The organism is Lactiplantibacillus sp. 7.2.4 (assembly GCF_018991185.1).
Classification (GTDB): Bacteria; Bacillota; Bacilli; order Lactobacillales; family Lactobacillaceae; genus Lactiplantibacillus; species Lactiplantibacillus pentosus.
Genome location: NZ_JAGYGS010000026.1, coordinates 1 through 19,822 on the forward strand (window position 1 = coordinate 1; position 19,822 = coordinate 19,822).

Annotated in this window: 17 protein-coding genes; 6 read left to right on the forward strand and 11 right to left on the reverse strand. The window is 48.1% G+C overall.

Annotated features, from left to right (window positions below; genetic code table 11):
* Window positions 1-140: 140 nt before the first annotated feature.
* The 9 genes from KGF70_RS09305 to KGF70_RS09340 all read right to left on the reverse strand — a co-directional run bounded on the left by KGF70_RS09305 (window position 141) and on the right by KGF70_RS09340 (window position 11,499).
* Window positions 141-1,121 carry a 3'-5' exoribonuclease YhaM family protein gene (locus KGF70_RS09305; RefSeq protein ID WP_021336329.1) on the reverse strand — a complete coding sequence of 327 codons (981 nt, stop codon included), beginning with the start codon at window positions 1,119-1,121 and terminating at the stop codon, window positions 141-143.
* 10 nt (window positions 1,122-1,131) lie between these two features.
* The gene (locus KGF70_RS09310) at window positions 1,132-3,627 is read right to left on the reverse strand and encodes an AAA family ATPase (RefSeq protein WP_216768082.1); all 2,496 of its coding nucleotides are present in this window, start codon (window positions 3,625-3,627) and stop codon (window positions 1,132-1,134) included.
* The gene (locus KGF70_RS09315; RefSeq protein WP_216768081.1) at window positions 3,614-4,834 is read right to left on the reverse strand and encodes a DNA repair exonuclease; all 1,221 of its coding nucleotides are present in this window, start codon (window positions 4,832-4,834) and stop codon (window positions 3,614-3,616) included. The genes KGF70_RS09310 and KGF70_RS09315 overlap by 14 nt, the downstream gene beginning before the upstream one ends.
* Window positions 4,835-4,902: 68 nt before the next feature.
* Complete coding sequence (locus KGF70_RS09320) at window positions 4,903-5,247, reverse strand: YlbF family regulator (RefSeq protein WP_216768080.1); 345 nt, start codon at window positions 5,245-5,247, stop codon at window positions 4,903-4,905.
* A gap of 90 nt (window positions 5,248-5,337) precedes the next feature.
* Window positions 5,338-7,467 carry a PBP1A family penicillin-binding protein gene (locus KGF70_RS09325; protein ID WP_216768079.1) on the reverse strand — a complete coding sequence of 710 codons (2,130 nt, stop codon included), beginning with the start codon at window positions 7,465-7,467 and terminating at the stop codon, window positions 5,338-5,340.
* Between the two features lie 1,315 nt (window positions 7,468-8,782).
* Window positions 8,783-8,905 (reverse strand): hypothetical protein, encoded by a 123-nt coding sequence (locus tag KGF70_RS17610; protein ID WP_003638431.1) that lies wholly within the window; start codon window positions 8,903-8,905, stop codon window positions 8,783-8,785.
* 68 nt (window positions 8,906-8,973) lie between these two features.
* Window positions 8,974-9,435 carry an arginine repressor gene (gene argR, locus KGF70_RS09330; protein ID WP_050340008.1) on the reverse strand — a complete coding sequence of 154 codons (462 nt, stop codon included), beginning with the start codon at window positions 9,433-9,435 and terminating at the stop codon, window positions 8,974-8,976.
* A 268-nt stretch (window positions 9,436-9,703) separates the two neighbouring features.
* On the reverse strand, window positions 9,704-10,825 hold the full coding sequence (locus KGF70_RS09335) for an aminotransferase (RefSeq protein WP_120768329.1): 1,122 nt from the start codon (window positions 10,823-10,825) through the stop codon (window positions 9,704-9,706).
* A 65-nt stretch (window positions 10,826-10,890) separates the two neighbouring features.
* A complete protein-coding gene (locus KGF70_RS09340; protein ID WP_050340006.1) occupies window positions 10,891-11,499 on the reverse strand; it encodes a LysE/ArgO family amino acid transporter in 609 nt (202 codons plus the stop codon).
* Window positions 11,500-11,713: 214 nt separating this feature from the next.
* On the opposite strand from KGF70_RS09340, the gene KGF70_RS09345 reads away from it, so the two are divergent.
* From KGF70_RS09345 to KGF70_RS17265, 5 genes are all read left to right on the forward strand, one after another.
* Window positions 11,714-13,165 carry a PLP-dependent aminotransferase family protein gene (locus tag KGF70_RS09345; protein ID WP_216768078.1) on the forward strand — a complete coding sequence of 484 codons (1,452 nt, stop codon included), beginning with the start codon at window positions 11,714-11,716 and terminating at the stop codon, window positions 13,163-13,165.
* A gap of 105 nt (window positions 13,166-13,270) precedes the next feature.
* A complete protein-coding gene (gene dltC / locus KGF70_RS09350; RefSeq protein ID WP_003638426.1) occupies window positions 13,271-13,507 on the forward strand; it encodes a D-alanine--poly(phosphoribitol) ligase subunit DltC in 237 nt (78 codons plus the stop codon).
* A gap of 301 nt (window positions 13,508-13,808) precedes the next feature.
* Complete coding sequence (locus KGF70_RS09355) at window positions 13,809-14,420, forward strand: L,D-transpeptidase (RefSeq protein ID WP_216768077.1); 612 nt, start codon at window positions 13,809-13,811, stop codon at window positions 14,418-14,420.
* Window positions 14,420-15,229 (forward strand): hypothetical protein, encoded by an 810-nt coding sequence (locus KGF70_RS09360; RefSeq protein ID WP_253954753.1) that lies wholly within the window; start codon window positions 14,420-14,422, stop codon window positions 15,227-15,229. The genes KGF70_RS09355 and KGF70_RS09360 overlap by 1 nt, the downstream gene beginning before the upstream one ends.
* A 57-nt stretch (window positions 15,230-15,286) precedes the next feature.
* Window positions 15,287-15,571 (forward strand): hypothetical protein, encoded by a 285-nt coding sequence (locus KGF70_RS17265; protein WP_253954752.1) that lies wholly within the window; start codon window positions 15,287-15,289, stop codon window positions 15,569-15,571.
* A gap of 179 nt (window positions 15,572-15,750) precedes the next feature.
* On the opposite strand, the gene KGF70_RS09365 is transcribed toward KGF70_RS17265, so the two are convergent.
* Both KGF70_RS09365 and KGF70_RS09370 read right to left on the reverse strand, forming a co-directional pair.
* On the reverse strand, window positions 15,751-16,407 hold the full coding sequence (locus KGF70_RS09365) for a hypothetical protein (RefSeq protein ID WP_105922355.1): 657 nt from the start codon (window positions 16,405-16,407) through the stop codon (window positions 15,751-15,753).
* 587 nt (window positions 16,408-16,994) lie between these two features.
* Window positions 16,995-19,043 (reverse strand): ATP-binding cassette domain-containing protein, encoded by a 2,049-nt coding sequence (locus tag KGF70_RS09370; protein WP_065674664.1) that lies wholly within the window; start codon window positions 19,041-19,043, stop codon window positions 16,995-16,997.
* A gap of 177 nt (window positions 19,044-19,220) precedes the next feature.
* Here KGF70_RS09370 and KGF70_RS09375 point away from each other — a divergent pair, with 177 nt between their 5' ends.
* Window positions 19,221-19,685, forward strand: a complete 465-nt coding sequence (locus KGF70_RS09375) for a hypothetical protein (RefSeq protein ID WP_216768076.1) — start codon at window positions 19,221-19,223, stop codon at window positions 19,683-19,685.
* Window positions 19,686-19,822: the final 137 nt, after the last annotated feature.

Here is a 19,822-nt window from a genome sequence, read left to right on the forward strand (position 1 = left end):
CCACAAAAAAAGCGGCTTCCCAGATTTTTAAACAAATCCGAGAAGCCGTTTTATGCTAGTTTGCAATCAATATCAAGCGACAGGCGCCATCTTAACGAGGTGTAAAGAGCGCCCTGGCTAGCAATTAGTCACCGTTAAAATCAGTCATTATCTTCCGACAAATCGCCCTTAGTCTTGTCGCCAGTTGGTCGGTAAAAATTACGGCCATCCATCGCGAAAATGCGCTCCGTATACGTTCCCGGTTCAGCGTGGCCAATGGACGTTTGCATCATTTGAATTGAGGCGTCTAATTCGTCTAAGTCGTGGAGGATTTCAGCTTCCATAATATGCGGTCGTACGGGTGAGCCGTATTCCAATAACCCGTGATGGGCCAAAATCGTGTGGCGTAAGACCAGTACGGATTCTGATTGCTCATCAATTTTAAGTTGCTGGCACGTCTCAACGATTTGTTCATCAATCAACACGATGTGCCCAACTAAGTTACCGGCCAGCGTATAGGTCGTCGAAACAGGGCCTGACATTTCAATCGTTTTACCCATGTCATGCAGAATCGCACCCGCGTATAGCAAAGCCCGGTTAACGTGTGGATACTGGTCGGCAACGGCCTTCGCCAGCTTCAAAATCGAAAGCGTATGGTACGCCAAGCCACCAGCAAAGGCGTGGTGGTTCTTCTTGGCTGCCGGATAACTAAAGAATTTATCGTGAAATTCAGTCAACATGTGCCGCACGATTCGATTCCAATTGGGCTCGGTGATGCCAAAGACGAATTGATTGATTTCATCCGCCATCGTGTCCGTTTTGATTGGCGCATGTTCGACGAATTGTTGCACTTCTTGCGGTTCGCCGGCATGGGTCAGCCGCATCTGCTGAATTTTGATTTGTGGATTACCCTGGTAGTTTTCGCGTTTCCCTTTGAGGTGCACGATCCGTCCCGCTTGAAAATTCTCAACGTCGGTATCACTGGCATCCCAGAATTTTCCGGAAATTTCACCCGAGGTATCTTGGAAATTAATGGCTAAAAACTTTTTACCATTCTTGGCAATGCGTACTTCCGAATCTTTGAGCAAAAAATAGCCGTCCACTGTTTCATCCAATTGATAGTCAAATAATTTTTTTGCCATATTGTCCCCCTTAGATTAGCTGCTGCACGGTCGCGGTTGGCAGCTGTGTTAAAGCCGCCGTCTCATTAGTAAAGTATAACACTTGATGCTGGCGCGCGACGGTGGCCAAGGTCTGCCAAGCCGCCCGTTTGCGCTGATCATCGAAATTAACGAAGCCGTCATCAATCATCAGCGGCAATTGAGCTTGTTCTGCGAGATGGTTAATCAAAGCCAGTCGTAGCGCCAAATATAGCTGTTCCTTAGTGGCCGTTGACAACGCAGCAACCATGAAGGACGTGTCACTGGTTTTGACGACCATTTCATCACCCTCTAAGTCAATCTTATTATACCGCTGTGCCGTGAGTTGCGCGAAAATGGTGGTCGCTGCAGCTAAAACGGTCGGTAATTGTTGCTGCGTCAACGCTTCTAATGAGGCGTCGATCCAGTTGGCTCCCAGTTGCCGCGTCAACCATTGACGGGCCATCACCGTAATCTCGGTCTGTAGGTTGGCTTGTTGTTGCCGCAAAGTTGCGTAGCGACCATCTTCCGTCAAATGCTGCAGCTGAGTCTGGGCGGTCACAATATCGGCTGCTAATTGAGTCTGTTGTTGATCGATTTGGGACCGTTGCTGCCGCAATTTGAGAATAGCGGCTTGCAAGTCGTCCAAACTTGCATATTGTTGCAACGCTGCCAGTTCGGCCGCAGACAACTGTTGGGCCAACTGCTGAGCACTGGTTGCATTAGCCGCCTGCGTCTCTTGGTCAGCAACCGCTTGCGTTAACGCGTCGATATCCGCTAAACCATGATTCGTCGCCAATTGTTGCAATTGTTCAGTCACTGCCCGCACCTGAGTCGTCAGCTGCTGAACTTGTCGTTGGGCAAAGGCAAAATCAGGCCCCGCCATGGTTTGTTGCTGCATCACCTGGTGCACGTGGTCGTAAAAATCCGCGATTCGCGTGACACTTTCAACCAGGTGCTGTTCGTCAACTGGTAACCAGTCCCGCGCAAATTGATACGCCTGAATATCATGCCACAACTTGGTGGCCTGCGCTGCCAAGGCTTGGTCAGCATTCGTAACGGCGGCCTGTGCACGTTGCAGTGACCCCACTAAGTCCAGCTGTTGCAAAGCATCACTGGCCGTTAAATCAGGTGCCAATCCAGCCGCTACCAACTGCTCGGACAATTGGTCTGCCGCCGTTTGCCCAGAAGTTTGTGCTGCAGATGAAGCGTGCTCTAGTCCGAACCAGCCCAGTAGGCCGACCCCAATCAGCATGAGGACCCATTTGAAGCCACCCAGCGGCAACCCGATGCCGGCAACGACCGCGACGCCCCCGGCAATCAAGCGCCAGTCAAGCGATGACGTCGAAGGACTTGGTGTCCGTTGCGTTCGCGTATTCGCCGTGGCCGCCAGCGTGGCCTTCAGCGTCGCAATCGCCGCCTGCTTGTGAGGTGACAAACACCCGAGCAGCTCGGGATGAGCATTGCTTTGTGCTTGAAAATCGGCTTTGGCTGTCGCCGCCTGTTGCGTGAGTGCCTGATACTGGCCAACTGCCTGTTGCAGGGTCGGCAATTGCGCTGAAAGTTGATCAAACTGCGCTTGATGTTGCACGTAGAATCCGACTAATCCCTGTGATTGCGTATCGACAGGTTGTTGGCTCAACTGTTGCCGCGCACTCGCTAAGGTGTGTTGTAAGTCAGTCCGTTGCTGGCTCAGTTTGCGATAAGTTGCCACCGTCGCCGCATCAAGGGTGGTGGTCGGCTGACTCGTTTGTAATGCGGTTAATTGCTGATATACCGGCCATTGATTACGTAAATTAGCCAGTTGCTGTTGCTGATGTTCAAGGTCTGATAATTGGCGGTTGACCTGCGCCTGTTGCGTTTGCAACGCGGCTAATTGATTTTGTAAGCCCTCATATTCGGGATAACGTTGTTTAGCCGTGTTCACCTGCTCGTTTAATAGGTGGTAGCGCTGCAAAGCCTGATTGAGTTCAGGTTTACGGCCCCGTGGCTTGTATAACGCTTCTGCATCCGCACGCAAGGTTGCCGCCGTTTCACGCCAGGGCGCACTACCCACCAGCCCAACTTGTTGGAGTTGCACGTTCAAATCACTGGCGCGCAACGTCTTAAGTGCCGTCAATTCAGCTTGATTAAAAGTAAATAATCGTAAGTATTGGTCACGGTCATAGGGTGCCAACCACTTCTCTAGCAGCGCCAGCGGTTGGGGGGCCTGGGTCGTTAAATTCGTCAAAGTAGCTGGCTGTTCACCCAACCGCGTCAGGCGATAAGTCGTGCCATCAACAAGCAGGTCAATCGAACCGCCATATTGGCTCGTACCCTGGGGTTCGTAGCGTTCCAGCGGATGCCGTCGTGATGGAAAACCGAATAACATCCCCAAAATAAACGCGCGTAAGGTGGACTTACCACTCTCATTCAAGCCATAAATCACTTGCAGACCGTCGCCAAAGGTAAATTGACGTTGTTGGAACTTGCCGAAACCGGCAATATCGAGCCGTTTAATCTGCATCATCCGTTCCTCCCGTCGTTAAGTGATATTGGTCGTTCAGTAGTCGCGCGACCCGTTGTTGCCAATCAGCAGGCGTCGTGGACTCTAATAACGCCGTATTCAAGAAATCTTCGTCTAATAACTTGCCAGCGAGTGTGGCGACCTGCTCGTCAGTGACGACATCCTGGCCAACCCGTTGCCAAGTCGTCGCGTTGATACCAAACAATGGCGCGACGGCTGGTGCTGCTTGTTGGGTAATCCCCACTGGCCACCAATGTTCACCGGCATGCGATTGGAGTTGGGCCAATAAAGCACCTTGATTCAAAGCCAATTCAGCTTGTGCATTCAATTGAAGTGTCGCTGGTAGCACAATCGTCACGAGTTTTAAACCAGTCGTCATCGCCGCCATCAGTTGATCGGTCAATTGTTGCTGCAGTGCGGCCCGACTAAGCGGTGTCTTGGCATCCAACGTCGGTGTCCAATCCATCCATTCAATCTTAGTAAGCGCATGAAAGCTGGGTTGCAGCTGTCCATCCGCCTGACTCGTCACGATCAAACACCCCTTGGGCCCGGTCTCACCGCGATGGCGGCCTTGCAAATTCCCCGAATACACGATTGGGGGCTGCTGATTCAGCGTTTGACGTTGATGAATGTGTCCAAGTGCCCAGTAATCGTAGTGTTTTGACAGTAATTCCGTGACGTTAAATGGCGCATAATGGTCCCCCGCCGTCCCGGTTTGACCATGCAAGGTCCCAATCTGGTAATCAACGGTGGCGTCCTTAGTCGGGTAGTCGGCGCTGACGTCGGTCGTTACCCAGCGCTGTGAATAGCTAAAGCCGCTGACCGCGACCCGTTCTTGAGCCCGCGTCGTCAGAGTCACCGTGGTAACCGTTGCATCAAAGACGTGCACGTTAGCTGGAAAATGCCAGCGTGACAAGTCCGTCTGAAAATCATGGTTCCCAAAGGAAAGCAGGACCGGAATCTGTGCGTCGTTAAGTCGTTCTAAAGCCGTCATCAGCGCTGCTTGGACCTGCACACTCTGGCCTTGTTGATCAAATAAGTCTCCGACCAACAACACAAAGTCGACCTTTTCGGCAATGGCTAAATCAACTAAGTGCGTCAAGGCGCGCAACGGTGCTGTGACCAACCGCTCCTGTAATGCGGGCGTGACCCCGCTTAATCCTTGAAACGGGGTATCTAAATGTAAATCTGCCGCGTGTAAAAATTTCATTATTCCCTCCACGAAAAAGGGGCAATCACGAAATTGATTCCGTCATTGCCCCTCGACCCTTAATTTACTTAGTTCTGGTATAAATCTTGAACGGGCTTGGTGATGATTTGGTTCAAATCATTCATCAATTGGTTCAAGTTACGTTCTTTACCCATTAAGGACTTAATTTCGTCAACGTTACCAACTTTGTCAGCTAGCTCATGGGCTTTTTGGACTTCTTCATCCGTTAATTCTTCGCCGTTCATTTGCTTTTGTGACAGTTGCATCTGAATTTCTTGGAAATCCTTGAACAGTGAAAAGGCGCTGTCGTTGGTCTTCATTATCTCATAAGCGACCTTTAATTCCTTAAATTCCTTCGTTTGACGTAATTCTTGTTCTAATTGGTTCGCAGTATCGTAAATGTTTACGGCCATCGTGAGTTCCTCCTCAAAGTATGTGTCGTCATTATTTTAGCATTTTTGACCGAGCTTGAATAGCATTAGTCTATTCGGTCGTTGACTTTACTAGTTACCGAGTAAGCTCTTGGCCTTCGAGAACCAGTCCTTCGCCTTATTCTTGACAGCGTTGGCGCCCTTCTCGACGTTTTCCCAAACAGAAGAACCACTGTCAGAACTGTCTGAATCATTATTATCATTTTCAGTTGCCAAGGTGGCCGCGTCTTTGGTTCCAAAACTGGTATTAGCCGTATTCGGCAGAATGTTTTGCAATTCATTCTTCACTAACGATGACAGCTGGTTTTCGGACAAGCTCTTCAGATAATGGGTACTGTTGGTCGTATCAAACCCAATCCAAGTGGTCATGACAATATCGGGCGTATAGGCGATCATCCACTGGTCTTTAGTTCCGGAACCGGTGCTATAATCGGCCTGGGTACTCCCAGTCTTACCAGCCACTGAATACCCGTATGGCTTAGCGGTCGCCCCGGTCCCGCTATTGTAGGTGCCGAGCATCATACTCGTCATCTCTTTGGCGACACTGGCGGACATCAGCCGTTTGGTCTTAGTCTTCGTATTATCGACAATCACATTACCGCTGGCGTCAACAATTTTGGTAATAAAATGGGCGGTGGTCTTCTTCCCATTATTTGCAAACGCCGTGTAGGCACTCGCCATCTGTTCTGGTGAGACCCCGGTCGTCAAACCACCGAGGGCCAGCGCCAAGTTATCATCAGATTTCGTAACGGGTAACCCGAACTTCTTGACGGACTGGTAACCCTTATTGACCCCAATCTTATTCAAGAGCCAGACCGCCGGAATATTCATACTTTGAGCAAGCGCCGTGTACATCGGCACCGACTTACTATAAACATTGTCATAGTTCTTCGGCGCGTATTTGTTAGCACCAAACGTCTGCTTCTTATTAGAAAGTTTCGAATCATAAGTGTAGCCATTTTGTAATGCCGGCGTATATACCGCGAGCGGTTTGATTGTCGAACCCGGTTGCCGTTTAATTTGCGTTGCCCGGTTGAAGCCACGGAAGACGTGCTTACCGCGACCACCAACGACTGCAAGAACCCCACCAGTGGAGGGATCGACCGCAATCGAAGCACCTTGGACCTTAGTCCCATCGTCCGCATTCGCCGGGAACAAGGCCGAGTTCTTAAACGAATCCTGCATCTGAGTCTGGTCATCTTGATTCAATGACGTATAAATCTTATAACCCCGATTCATAATGTCCGATTCCGACAACCCATACTTATTAATGGCTTCATCGATGACTGCATCGAAGTAATACGGATAATTATAGCCACTTTCATAATGATAATTATTGGTCAATGCCATCGTCTTTTTCGAATAGACGTTATATTCTGATTTGGTCAATTTGCCATTCTCGACCATATTATTCAGAACCACGTTTTGCCGCGCCGTTGACGCCTTCGGATGACTGATTGGGTCATAGCCGCTTGGCGAACTCAGCATCCCGGCCAGCGTTGCAGCTTGGTCGACCGACAATTCAGAGGCGTGCACGCCAAAGTAACGTTCCGATGCGTCTTCAGCGCCCCAGACCCCGTGGCCAAAGTAAGCGTTATTCAGATACATCGTTAAAATTTGCTTCTTAGAATAGACATTTTCAGTCTCAATCGCTAAGAAGATTTCACGGAACTTCCGTGAAAAGGTCTGCTGTTGCGTTAGGTAGGCATTCTTGACCAATTGTTGCGTCAAGGTACTCCCACCACCACTGATGTAGTCGCGGCCCAAAATCTTATTCATGGCATACAAGACAAACGCACGGCCAATCCCTTTAATTGAGAAACCATGTTCCTTATAAAAGTTCCGGTCTTCTGTCGAAATCACCGCATTTTGCAAGTTCTTCGAAATACTACTCAAATGGACGTAGGTCCCCTTTTGCGAATACAGCGACCCGGCCTTCTTGTTGTCCTGATCATAAATGACCGTTGTCTTTTCTAACTCGGCTTGCAAATTGCCAACTTTGGCTGTTTTTGCTTCATAAGTTAAGTAGGCACTCCCAACTAAGATGACCGACAAAACGAGTACGATCAACCACCGTGTCACTTGGCGGCGATGCCACTGATAGCCTACCACAGCAGCAAACCGCCGCCAATATGGTGCCAACCAGTGGCCAATGACTCGCAAGCCGTCTTTGATCGTGGCCCAAAAACCATTATTTTGCATAATCTTCCCCTTGTTCAGCGAATGGCCCTGTCACGACCACTCACGTTACTTGTTAGCTTTTACAATTGTATCATAAATCCTTCAACCGGCTAGAATTCGCACGAACCTTGAAAAAATCTTCAATAATGTTAATTTTTGTCATTGGTTAAGGACCATTCATGGCTAAAACGTGCCAGTTTAGATTCTTGTTAGTCAGCCGGTGGGCGTCTTAGTCCGACCTCCGGGGCTGGCTGACAACGCTGGAACAGGGCGGACATCGATTTGAACTCACGCAGAAATCCACTGCGCAATTTCAAATACGAGTCTTCTTCTAGCCCGGGAAGACCACCCGGACAAGAAGAATTTCGCCCTTGAGCATTGTCAGCCAGCCCCTCCGGTCGGGAAGCCGCTCGAATGGCGGATGAACGGCCACCTATCTTGGCGCAATTGACCACTGATTATGAGATGACTGGTCCTTCAGGCAAACTTTTAGTTGGTATCGATAAAGGCTTATAGTATCCGGCAAGACTTATAGCGTTTAATTATTGAGACGATTGCCTGAATATTAGTTACTCATCTCACTGCCACAAATTAGTCGATAAAAATGCTGCCGCATTAAAGTTAAAGACTTTGTTATCTCAGACGACTAGCAAAAGTCCTGACAAGTTCAATGAAGCCGTGTATCCGAAGCATTAAAACATGGGTAAGAAAGTTTAGCGATTGTTAGCAAACTGTCTGACACTTAAATATCAAGATGACCGTGTACAATGGAACCAACGACTAATCATACAAAAGGTTGGGTCCGCACATGTCCGCCTTTCGAATACCATCCCAGGCTGGAAGGTGTTCTGGGCAAGGCCAAGTGCTTTTAGAGTGTGAGGTTCAGACGGGTTGGGACTGAGGATTAGCCTAGCTAAAGCGTTAAGCGGCGAACTTCCGCTTGGCGTTCTGGCGTAGCTAACCGGAAGTCCCAGTCTGACCCGAACACGTTTCGGCTATATTGCATAGAACACGAAAGGCCAGTATTTAAGACGTGGGCTGTCGGCTTAAATCTGTGCCCACCACGCTCCGGCCATTGCCCAGAATGCCTGGAAGCCGGCTTAGGACGAACCTATCACTGCATGTTTACGGGTAACTCGCACTGTTTCCAGCGGGTCTCAGCTGGTTGCCTTTGAACTTATGACTTGGCACGTTTTAGCTATCTTTAATGTCGAATAATATATCAGAGATTTAGGTGAACGTCACACTCAACTAGTGATTAGGTAAGTAAGAAAAAAGCCTTCAAAAAAATCATTAAGATTCTCCTGAAAGCTCAACTGTTATGATTGATGTGTGCCTATTTGCGCCGAACGCCACGTCGATTGGCATTCAATTCATTCTGTTGTTGTTTGAATTTATCAAATGTCGCATCGCGTTGTTTTTGATTTTTTCGAGGCGTCCGTTTCTTGGTATATTTCATCTTTCCCACCTCTTCAATGTTAACATGATAGCGTGAACGGCTAATCGATGCAACCAATTAGTCCACCACTAGTCCTCATTGGATACGTGACTGGCAAATGAATCGTAGAGTTGCTTGGCAACCGTTGTATTCGGACTGACGACAAAAATCGTATCATGACCGGCTAGCGTCCCGCTCACTTCGGGTAGATTTAAATCATCGATGATGGCTGCCAGCAAGTTCCCATTGCTAGGCAGCGTATGAATAATATTCATAAATTCGACCCGATCAATGCTCGTCACCACGTCATGTAAGGTTTCAAACAAGCGGTCTTGTTCATTTTTATTGTTTGCCTTAAAAATCGCATAGCGCGTCTGGCCGTGCTCATCCGGGGTCTTGACGATTTGCATCTCCCGGATATCCCGCGAAATCGTCGCTTGCGTGGCAGCGATACCCTCCGCCTTGAGCTTGGCCATCAATTCTTCCTGGGTGGCAATTGGATATTCAGTAATTAGTTGCGCAATAACTGCTTGACGCTCAGACTTTTTCATCTCGCGGAACCTCCCTAAATCGTATTAGTGAATACATTATACCAAATATTCAGGCTGTAAACTACGCGTGTGACGCCAAAAAGCACATTTTCCACGTTTAACCAGAAAATGTGCTTGCTTGTTATTGTATATTTATGAATTTTCGCTAGTCAGCAGCTGTTGAACTAGACCGGCAATTACCACTAAAAATACGGCCTTGAAATTTATTCGTACATCCGACCTGCCGACGTCAGTAAATTACGCCAGACGCCCAGTCGAAAAAACAGGCCTAATCGAATCGCCGTAAATAATCCCCTAATAAGGCTAATCCCCGCTCCAAAGTCGTGGTATCCGTGCAATATCCCAAACGGGCATGACCGGGAATATCAAAACGTGAGCCAGGTACTAATAAAACGCCGGTATCTTTTAACAACTCACGACAAAAAGTCTCGTCATCAATTGGAATGTTGAGCTTGATACACGAAACTGAAATACTATGTGGCGCAATCAAGTCGACCCGGGGTTCATCAGCGACCCAGTTCGTCAGGATTTTGAGGTTCCGTGCGACTAGTTCCTGATTGCGGGCGCGCACCTTATCGCGATGACGCAAGATTCGGACCGCCAGCTGGTCATTGATGACGCCGCCTGAAATCATGGTATAGTCGCGGTACTTGCGAAAAATATCGGCCACTTCCTGACTAGGCGTTGCGGTCCACCCGATGCGAATGCCAGGTACCGAATAAGTCTTTGACAGACTATTGACCGCGATACCACGGTCATACAAATCGGCGATGGAGACAAACGGCGTCGCATCCAGCGGTTCATACACCTCATCCGCTAACACGTATGCGCCAACCGATTGAGCAACCGCTACAACTTGTTCCAAGAGTGCACGGTCCAATAAACTCCCCGTCGGATTGATCGCATTGTTGAGCAAAATCATTTTGGTATTAGGTCGAATCAAGCGCTGCAATTCTTCAATATCTGGCAACCAGTCCGCTGATTCATGAATATGCCAATAATCAACAGTCGCACCCAACGACTTGGGAATATCATATAGCTGTTGGTAGCTCGGATATAACGCAATCACGTGGTCGCCGGGTTCAATCAGACTGTAAATGGCCAAATGGTTGGCGCCAGTTGCCCCGTTAGTTTGTAACACGTTGTCCGCGGGGACGTGTTCATATAAGGTACTGACGAGTTGTTTGAATTCCGGTGAACCCTCGATCCAGCCATAATCCAGGCGCGCTGCCCCCAGCTCCTGGTAAAACTCCTGTGGTGCTTGTTGGTCGTCCAAAGCGGCAATTTCAGCCATCGTTAAGGCCGCAATCGAGCTTTGACTAATATCGGTGGTCGCTTCACGCTCGTGTGCGTTCAGCCAGGCTTCCACCCCAAAACCAGCAATTTTCATGCGTATCGTCCCTCTCATTAAAAGTCCAATACGACTAGCATACCGATTGTCTGAGCGAACCGCAACTATATTTTAGTCACGAAGTTCGCGAGTAGTTTAATCCCGTATAAAATAATAATCAGCCCACAGACACGGTTGATCCACAATAAGACGCGTGGCCGCATCAGGTGCTTGAATTTACTGATCAAACTCGTGAGGCCGATAAACCAAATAACGGACGCGATAATTACGCCTGCAATGAAAAAATGCGTCAGCGCTGCAGGAATCGACACCCGAAAGGCCGCGAGTAATACTGACCCATCGATTAAGGCTTGTGGATTTAGCCACGCCACTGAAAACGCCGTCAAAATCGCCGCTTTATAAGAAAAATCACTATCGAGTGTGTCCATCGCCGCTTCTGGTTGCCGCAACAATTGCCAACCAATGTAAAAGACCAGTAAACTGCCGACGAATAACACAGCTAATTCCAGCCACGGTGTTGTTTGTAATAACTTACCGATGCCATAAAAGCATGCGAGTGACAGAGATGTATCAAACGCAATGACAATCAATGCAACGCGCAAGGCCCGCTGTAGTGGTTGCTCGATGGCCGTTGAGACCACAAATAGATTTTGCATCCCAATTGGTGCAATATAAACGATACCGAATAATAATCCTTGTAAAAAGACTTGCATAGTTACCCCCTGTTACCAGCCAATCCTGTCATCATCCCAACCAATTAATGATTAGTTGAGTGACCAAACTAGACTGGCTTTTAATTCAGGGATGATTATAATAGAGATAATCTCATTTGTAGCCAACCAATTTGAGCTTTTTAGCCCAACCACTAGCACTTGTTTCTGAGGGATAGGTTCAGCTGCTATTTTTGAACACACAGGAGGTCCGTCTATGGCCGTATTAACGCTTAACTGGCAGCCAGATAAGCAAGCTACCACACCAATTTACCAACAAATCACTGATTATTTTCAGAAACAAATCTCGACCGGAAACTGGGCAGTCGGATCCAAACTGCCCGCACAACGCAAACTCGCGGAACAGTTTGGTGTCAACCGTAGTACCCTGATTACCGCGCTGGACGAGCTGATGGCAGTCGGACTGATTACCAGCAATCCGGGCTCGGGCATGGTCGTTTCTGGGAATCACTGGTCCAGCCTCCTTGCCGAACATGTCAACTGGTCCCAATACGTCAAAGCCGGGCAATTCAAGCCCAACTCCCACGCCTTGCAAAAAATCAACCAGTTTGAGACCGACGCCGTCATCCGTTTGAGCACCGGCGAACCCGCACCGGAACAATTCCCGCGGCCACTCTTTCAGCGGGCCTTCGCACATCTGGGCGAGCGACTCACCAGTCTCAATTACACCGAACCAGCCGGTATCTTAGCGTTACGGGAACAAATCGCGCGCCACTTACAAACGGTCGGCATTAAGACCCAACCCGAAAATATTCTGATTACATCCGGTTCATTGCAAGCGCTACAACTCGTTTCAATGTCACTATTTCCAAGGGACGCGACAATTTATACCGAAGCGCCAACCTACGTCAAATCCTTGCATGTATTTCAGTCCGCCCACACGCACTTGGCAGGCATTCCGATGGATAATCAGGGTCTGGCCTATTGGCAAATGGCCGCTCCCGCACCCGGGCAGCACGCCATTCTCTACACCATTCCGACGTTCAATAATCCAACTGGCATCGTGATGAGTGCTGAGCGCCGCCAACAAGTCCTGCAAACCGCTCAGGAACACCGTTTGCCAATCTTAGAAGATGCCGCCTATCAAGACGTTTGGTTCGAACAGCAACCGCCACAGCCGTTGAAAGCACTTGATACGACTGGCAATGTGATTTATTTTGGCAGCATCTCAAAGTCACTGGCACCCGGACTGCGCATCGGTTGGACGGTGGCAGCCCAACCGGTCATCGATCGACTGACGGACGTTCGGATGCAAACGGATTACGGGGCAAGTTCATTGTCACAGTTGGTCTTAGCTGAGATTCTTGCGGACCCCGAATACGACACTTATCAGGCCAATTTTCGAGCCGTTTTAGCCCAGAAAGCCGCCACCGCGCAAGATATTTTGCGCCATTACTGGGGCGACTTTGCCACGTGGCAAGCTCCGACTGGCGGTTTTTATTTATGGGTACGCTTGGCAGACAGCATCAACATTCCCAAGCTCTTTGATCTGGCGACTGCCCATAACGTGTTATTCAATCCTGGTAGCATCTATGACTTCCAGCCTAATCAATACATTCGCCTGAGTTTCTCTTACGAATCGAGTGCGCGTTTCGAACAGGGTATCAAGATTTTGACTGAGCTGATTCACGCCAACTTCAATGTTTGACCCTGTAAAGATTTGGTTAACATCCCTAATTAACCATCATCTGATTACAAACTATGCTAAGATGATACTGTTCCATTAATTATGAATAAGGGGAGTATGTTAATCATGGACGATGTTAAAGCAACGGTATTATCGATTTTACAAGATCTAACTGGGGAAGATGTTTCAAGTAATATGGATGCCAATTTATTTGATGAAGGCATCTTAGATTCAATGGGTTCTGTGCAACTTTTATTGGAACTCCAAAATCAATTAGGGATTGAAGTCCCCGTTTCTGAATTCGAACGTTCTGAATGGGAAACACCGGCAAAAATCGTTGCCAAGGTCGCCAGCTTACAATAAGCGACCACACCGAAACTGTTATCATGAAATTAAGCGCATCAAGAGTCGCGTTGATTCTTGATGCGCTTTTAGTATTGTCATTCAATCAATAGCTCAGTATAAGCCGATTAGTATCTGTGTTGGCTGAGTTGCATTAACATTTAGTCCCCCGCTTCATCCGAAATCCATCAGCATTTCGTCACTCAGCCAAAACTTTACGCAAACAATATGCAAAGTTTACACAATTTTGATAAACAAACGTTCGTTCGCTGAGTAAACTACACTATTATGATGCAATCGTTCATTTGCGGGGGGAATCGATTTGAAAACACGTGAAACACAACTCATTTGGCTGACCATTGCAGCCAGTAGTTTGACCATTTTGATTGGCTTTGGACAGCTCTTCATTAGCCATCATCAGCACGCCGTCCAGGCAAAATCAACCATCGCTGTGACTCGGCCCGCTGCTAAGCCTAAGGCACCGACGCCGGTCAAAATCGACTGGCATCAGCCGTCCATGCGCAAGGCCTATCCAACGCTGAGCAACTATGCCGACTTGAACATTCAAGTCTCAATCAAACGGCAGCGCGTTTATTTAAAAAACAACGACCACGTCCTCTATACTATGCGCGCCTCAACTGGTAAACAAGGCTCTGAGACACCGCGTGGTCACTTTGAGATTCAGCCGGAACGCGGCCTGCACTTTTTTAATGCCCAGTCCGGTGAAGGGGCCAATTATTGGGTCTCCTTCAAAGACCACGGTATCTACCTCTTCCACTCGGTACCCGTAGATGCAAATAACCACTATATTAAGTCAGAAGCTGAACAACTCGGGAAAGTGGCCAATTCACACGGCTGCATCCGCCTGTCGATTGCCGATGCCAAGTGGTTGTACGAGAATATCCCGACCCATACACCCGTGGTGATTAGCTGATGGAACAGCTTGATACCGCTAGTGGTAGCGACCGCCACAACTTGGTTTGTTATCTCGGTAGCATGATCATCACGTTCTTTTGCTTTTACGGATTCAACTATCTGGTCACTTGGCTCACGATTCAAAAGACAGGTAATCCACAGACACTTGGTCACGTCATGGCTTTAATGATGTTACCTGCGATTGGTCTCAATTTGGTGGCAGGCCAAGTGTTATCCCACTATTCAGCAAAAACGATTATGTTTGTGACTGATATTTTGACTGCGCTTCTGTTTATTGGTGCCTATGGCTGGTTCGAAATTAGAAACTGGACCATTACCGGATTAGTGGTGGTCGCGATTCTCAATAAGTCGATTGGTGTCTTTTATAAACTTGGCAATAAAACGGCGCTCCCGGAGCTATTTGCCCGCACACGGCTTAAAACCATCAACGGTTATCAAACCCAGATTCGTCAGCTGGCAATTGTTAGTGCCACCACAATCATTACGGGTGCGTTGTTGTGGCTTGACCCCGCGACGCTGATTCTGATCATGGGTGGTGCGTTCGGCTTTTCAGCTGGTCTAGACTGGCAATTTCAAGTTAGCCCTAGTGCCCCATCACCTCAGGGAGCTAAGCATTCTAGCTTTCGATCGGTTGCGCTACCTAAATGGGCATTAAGTTACGCGGTCATCGGTTATCTAATCGATGCTGTTGTTGCCGTATGTATTCCCTGGATTGCTGTCACCTACCTTCAGGGTCACTGGCAATTAAGTTGGCTATTGACGGCAAATGCACTCGGTATCTTGCTGGGGCCGGTTGTTTTCAGATGAAGTAAGCCATACACATTACTGACTTTAACGTTATCAGCCGGTATCTGCTTGCTGTTCATGCGTGCATCATTATACCAGCTACTACCAATGATGCTGGTGCTCGGCGTCCTGCGTAGTCAAACGAACATTCAATTTTTTACGCATATTCAGCAGATGCCCACTAGCAACCGCCACACACTCATGATGTGGGTCCTCACTATTATTGATACTAGTACCGTGATTGGGAGTTTACTGGCCCCCAGATTGATCTTGCACCTCGGGTCCTGGGCGTTACCAATGCTTGGTGCCGTGATTGTCGGATTTTGCCTCATCAAACAGGCCATTGATTATCGCCATCGCTAATCAGCTCCCCATATTAAATCGTGTCGCATTGTGACATCTGGTAACCGTGTCACGATTTGAATCGCGGCTGGTCCAGGCCACAGCTTTTTTTAAATACAATTTTGGGGTACACCGGCGCCCGACGCGACACAAAAAAGCACCCGTTGCTCCTCACAGCGCGTGTCGTTTGGTTTAAAGAATTAAGCTACTAATTTGGTCAAAATCTGAGTGGCGTCTGCCAAGACCTGCTCTGGATGTTTGCGCGCATCCGCTAACATTCCTAGGGGTTGCAGATCCAGGGCCGCAAATTCAGCGTGTCGGGTTTGAAACTGCCGGTGAAATGGCACTAACTCCGCCACAGGCCTCTGCCGCCGAACTGCCACTGGTGCAGGGTATTGGTTCAAAACCGTGTAGATTTTGGGATTGGTTACCGTGTATTCCATGCTGAATTGTAACGCACCTAGATCTTGGTATAACAACGTATTGACGTCTGTCTCAGTAGAATAGGTTAAAATAATTTGTTGCGCTAGAGGTAACCAACATTCATTCCATAACCAGGTATAATTGTCGTGTGTCGGACCACTTGAAGCGAGATCAACTAGTAAATAGTCGCTTTGAATCCCTTGCAATGCCAGCCAAAATTCATCAAGTTCCGCTGCCGTTTGGATGTCCGTTTGCCACTCGTGGTTCGAACGGCCATTAATCGTCGTCCACGTTGCTGTATGGTAGTCACATTGTACAACCGTGACCGTGGCGCCCCAATTCGTCAGTACATTTGCTAACGCGAGCGTCAACAAACTTTTTCCGCTGGCTGGCTGTGTGCCACCGATAACCAGTGTATGCGGTTGTTTCTTCAAAGTAATAACCTCCCTCACTTAATTTACACCAACAGCATAACCGCAGCGACTTGTAATTGCTAGTATTTTGCATGTACAAATGGGGGAATTTCGGGCTTTTTATGAGAAGTCACTGATAAGTTTGTTGGCGAATTAATTCACTCGCTGAACAAGTAAAATCAACACAACTGTTCCCGTCAGATTAACTGTCAAGACACGGTTCTGCCCAGACTCTCAAATCTTCAAAATCAGCCGTACACAATTTAAACAATTGCAATTCAATTTATAAAATGTCAATATTTCGAGCAAAAATTAGTTTTTACTAATAATAATTTGTTCTATCAATTAACTAACTAGCAGCACAACCAGAGTCGTTCGTTGACATTTAGCAACCACTGGTCACCTAATTTTAGCTTGATAAAGTAATGAAAACTCACGATAACCTGAGACGTTGTCACGTAAGATGCGAAAGATATCGTTAAAAAAATCAGCTCAGCCAGCAAGTCACACTAGTTGAGCTAAGATAACAATTTAATGTGAAAGCCATCATTTATAGAATAGCTTTGTGACATTCGAGCTGCACATTTCACTCGAAGACAATCGAAGCCTTATTCACTTAACAAGGCTTTGATTGGATTTGCCCGTGCGGCTCGCCGTGCTGGCAAAATAGCGGCTAACCAAGCAATGACGATAGCCAGAATAAAGACAACCACAATATTACTGAACTGAATTTGAACCAATGCATAGCCCCCTGTCAATTTGGCTAGCATATGATTCAAGCCCCGTGCAGCAACGTACGACAGGCCCGTTGCGATGGTGGCGCTAATTAATCCAATCATTAAGGCTTCACTGGTAAACAAGCGTCGAATATCCCGCCGTCGTTCACCCAACGACCGTAAAATACCAATTTCTTTCATGCGGGCACTGACCGACATGAACATAGTTACAATGATCATGAGTGCGGAAACAACCAATGAAATGCCTGCGATCGCCGCTAAAACGGCAGTGGCAATATTAACGTAAGTATTGAACGAATCCAGCGTTGCGGAAATACTCGTCGCGGCAAACGGCCGTTTACCATCAATCGTCAGATGATTAATTTCGTTAACCACCGCCTGGTTCTGCATCCGACTCGTAATTCGGGCCGTAACAAACGTTGGCTGGGTCGAAACCTTGGCAGCGGCCCGCATCGATTGCATCGTCTGGTAATTAAGCGCATTGATTCCGACTTCTGAGGAACTATCGACGATACCGGCAACAGTCAGTGTACGACTAATTGTCACTGGCTTTCCTTGGAGATTGAAGGTCTGATAACTAACCGATACCGGCTGGCCAACTAATTGTCGCCATTTGGTTCCCGACCACTTCTGGGCAATCGACGATTTATCGAGGACAATTTGGTTATTACCTGGAACGTGGCCCACTTTCAAATTACGGGTTGATTCATCACTCGTCCAAGTCGTGAGTTCTGGCGCCGCAAATTTCTGTCGATTAATGGCAATCGTCGCGTTCGTCGCTGAAATACCTGGTTCAATAGTAGTCACATGTTTTAGGTCCCGCAACGCAGTCAGCTGAGGCCCCGTAAACACTGGCATCCGCGCGGCGATTCCGCCAGCCACTGCGGGATCATAGACCGCCGCAGCTTGTTCTTCTCGATCCTTAGCATTATCGGCCTGATGCATGACCATGATTGACTGCGGATCCACTAATGCGTTCATCTCATGGTTGATATAGCCTTTGATTCCTGTTCCCAAGCCATTGAAAAGCATTACTGCAAACAATCCAATCGCGGTCCCAATGACGATTAATGTATTCCATGTCCAAGTATGGCGCATGTGTTTAAACGCCATCATGACTGAGACGTGCCAAGGCAACGGCCGTGCGGGTAGCTGTTGTCGAACTATCGGCTGGGGTTTCTTGGGTGAACCGGCGTCCGTTGCCGCACCAACGCTCACAGGTGAAGCTTGCTGTTGTCCGTTTGCATTCGATTGTGGTTGAATGTGACCATCGTTGAGTTCGGCAATCCGACTAGCGGCGTGAGCCACCCGCTGAGAATGGGTGACGCAAATCACTAAACGGCCATCTTGGGCGATTTTCTGAAGCATCGCCATCACTTCGGCCGTGTTGTCCGCATCAAGCGCACCCGTGGGTTCGTCTGCAATCAGTATCTGCGGGTCGCCAGCCAGTGCCCGCGCAATCGCGACCCGTTGTTTTTGCCCACCGGAAAGTTGCTGTGGATACTTTCTGATTTGGGCGGTCAAACCAACTTGCGCCAGTAACTCATGTGCGCGTCGGAGTCGTTCCCCATGACTGAGCTTGGTCATGTCTAGCGCCAGCATCACATTTTCGAGCACCGTTAGATGGGCAATCAAGTTGTATGACTGCGAAATATAGCCGATCACCTCACGCCGATATTGGTCAAGCTGCTTCTCGTGGTGGTAATCCAGCAACTGTCCCGCAATCCGGACTGTCCCGGCGAAATCATGGTCCAAACCACTAATGATATTCACCAATGTCGTCTTACCGCCACCGGACTCACCCACAATCGCCACAAATTCCCCCAGTTCAAATTGCAGATTAATGCCCTTTAAAACGTCAAATTTTTGTTTACCGATTTGATAACTTTTATGAATATTTGTTAGTTCCAAATAACTCATCACCAGGCCCCCAATATGGCTTTTCGAATTACCCTTCAGAATACCACCCGGTCACTCCAAACAGTCGCAGAACTATTTGGTATCGAAACTTGCCTTATTAAGGAATTGAGGCGATCAAAGCGCCCATTATTCGCTATAATCAAGCAAAAAACAGATTAGGCAGGGAAATGACTCACAATGAAAAAATTAGCCATGCTCGTGGGTGCTGACTACATTCGGTGTGCGTTGTTTACGATTATCGCAGTATACGCCGTAACGGCATCACCCACAGGTCAGTTTAAGTTTCATTGGACACTCGTCAATGGCTACTTGCTTAGTGCCTATTTCGTTGCACATCCCTTATTAATGGCGCTAGTACCTAAACTTACCCGTCACCCGTTTCAGCTGATTTCCGCTGCTTCCCAATCACTACACCAAACGACTGGCAACCATCAGAGTCTCACCGAAATCTATCGCAACGCACTCAATCCGGTCATCAGCCGCGACATGTTACTGGCTAAAAATGACTATCAAGATGACTTGATGGGTATCACCGTCGCTTTCATTATTCACGGCTGCCTGCAACTACTGGCGTGGCCGCTGGTTATTATTATTGGCACTTCACGTGGTATCCACTATTTGTGGAAGGTCAAAATACGCTAACCAGTTACTGACTAACAGGCGTTACCTAAGCGCAATCCGGTCCACAACGCGTTATGCTCGAGAATATGCTGGCTAAAAAAGTCGCCCCAAGAACTTGTCCATTCTCAGAGCGACTCGATTTAAAACTTTAGTTATGC

What these genes read in the sequence shown, in the direction of transcription:
- KGF70_RS09305 (WP_021336329.1), bottom strand. Translation starts at nt 1,121, where the DNA reads ATGGCAAAAAAATTATTTGACTATCAATTGGATGAAACAGTGGACGGC.
- KGF70_RS09310 (WP_216768082.1), bottom strand. Translation starts at nt 3,627, where the DNA reads ATGATGCAGATTAAACGGCTCGATATTGCCGGTTTCGGCAAGTTCCAA.
- KGF70_RS09320 (WP_216768080.1), bottom strand. Translation starts at nt 5,247, where the DNA reads ATGGCCGTAAACATTTACGATACTGCGAACCAATTAGAACAAGAATTA.
- KGF70_RS09315 (WP_216768081.1), bottom strand. Translation starts at nt 4,834, where the DNA reads ATGAAATTTTTACACGCGGCAGATTTACATTTAGATACCCCGTTTCAA.
- dltC (WP_003638426.1), top strand. Translation starts at nt 13,271, where the DNA reads ATGGACGATGTTAAAGCAACGGTATTATCGATTTTACAAGATCTAACT.
- KGF70_RS09325 (WP_216768079.1), bottom strand. Translation starts at nt 7,467, where the DNA reads ATGCAAAATAATGGTTTTTGGGCCACGATCAAAGACGGCTTGCGAGTC.
- KGF70_RS09340 (WP_050340006.1), bottom strand. Translation starts at nt 11,499, where the DNA reads ATGCAAGTCTTTTTACAAGGATTATTATTCGGTATCGTTTATATTGCA.
- KGF70_RS17265 (WP_253954752.1), top strand. Translation starts at nt 15,287, where the DNA reads ATGCGTGCATCATTATACCAGCTACTACCAATGATGCTGGTGCTCGGC.
- argR (WP_050340008.1), bottom strand. Translation starts at nt 9,435, where the DNA reads ATGAAAAAGTCTGAGCGTCAAGCAGTTATTGCGCAACTAATTACTGAA.
- KGF70_RS09345 (WP_216768078.1), top strand. Translation starts at nt 11,714, where the DNA reads ATGGCCGTATTAACGCTTAACTGGCAGCCAGATAAGCAAGCTACCACA.
- KGF70_RS17610 (WP_003638431.1), bottom strand. Translation starts at nt 8,905, where the DNA reads ATGAAATATACCAAGAAACGGACGCCTCGAAAAAATCAAAAACAACGC.
- KGF70_RS09370 (WP_065674664.1), bottom strand. Translation starts at nt 19,043, where the DNA reads ATGAGTTATTTGGAACTAACAAATATTCATAAAAGTTATCAAATCGGT.
- KGF70_RS09375 (WP_216768076.1), top strand. Translation starts at nt 19,221, where the DNA reads ATGAAAAAATTAGCCATGCTCGTGGGTGCTGACTACATTCGGTGTGCG.
- KGF70_RS09335 (WP_120768329.1), bottom strand. Translation starts at nt 10,825, where the DNA reads ATGAAAATTGCTGGTTTTGGGGTGGAAGCCTGGCTGAACGCACACGAG.
- KGF70_RS09360 (WP_253954753.1), top strand. Translation starts at nt 14,420, where the DNA reads ATGGAACAGCTTGATACCGCTAGTGGTAGCGACCGCCACAACTTGGTT.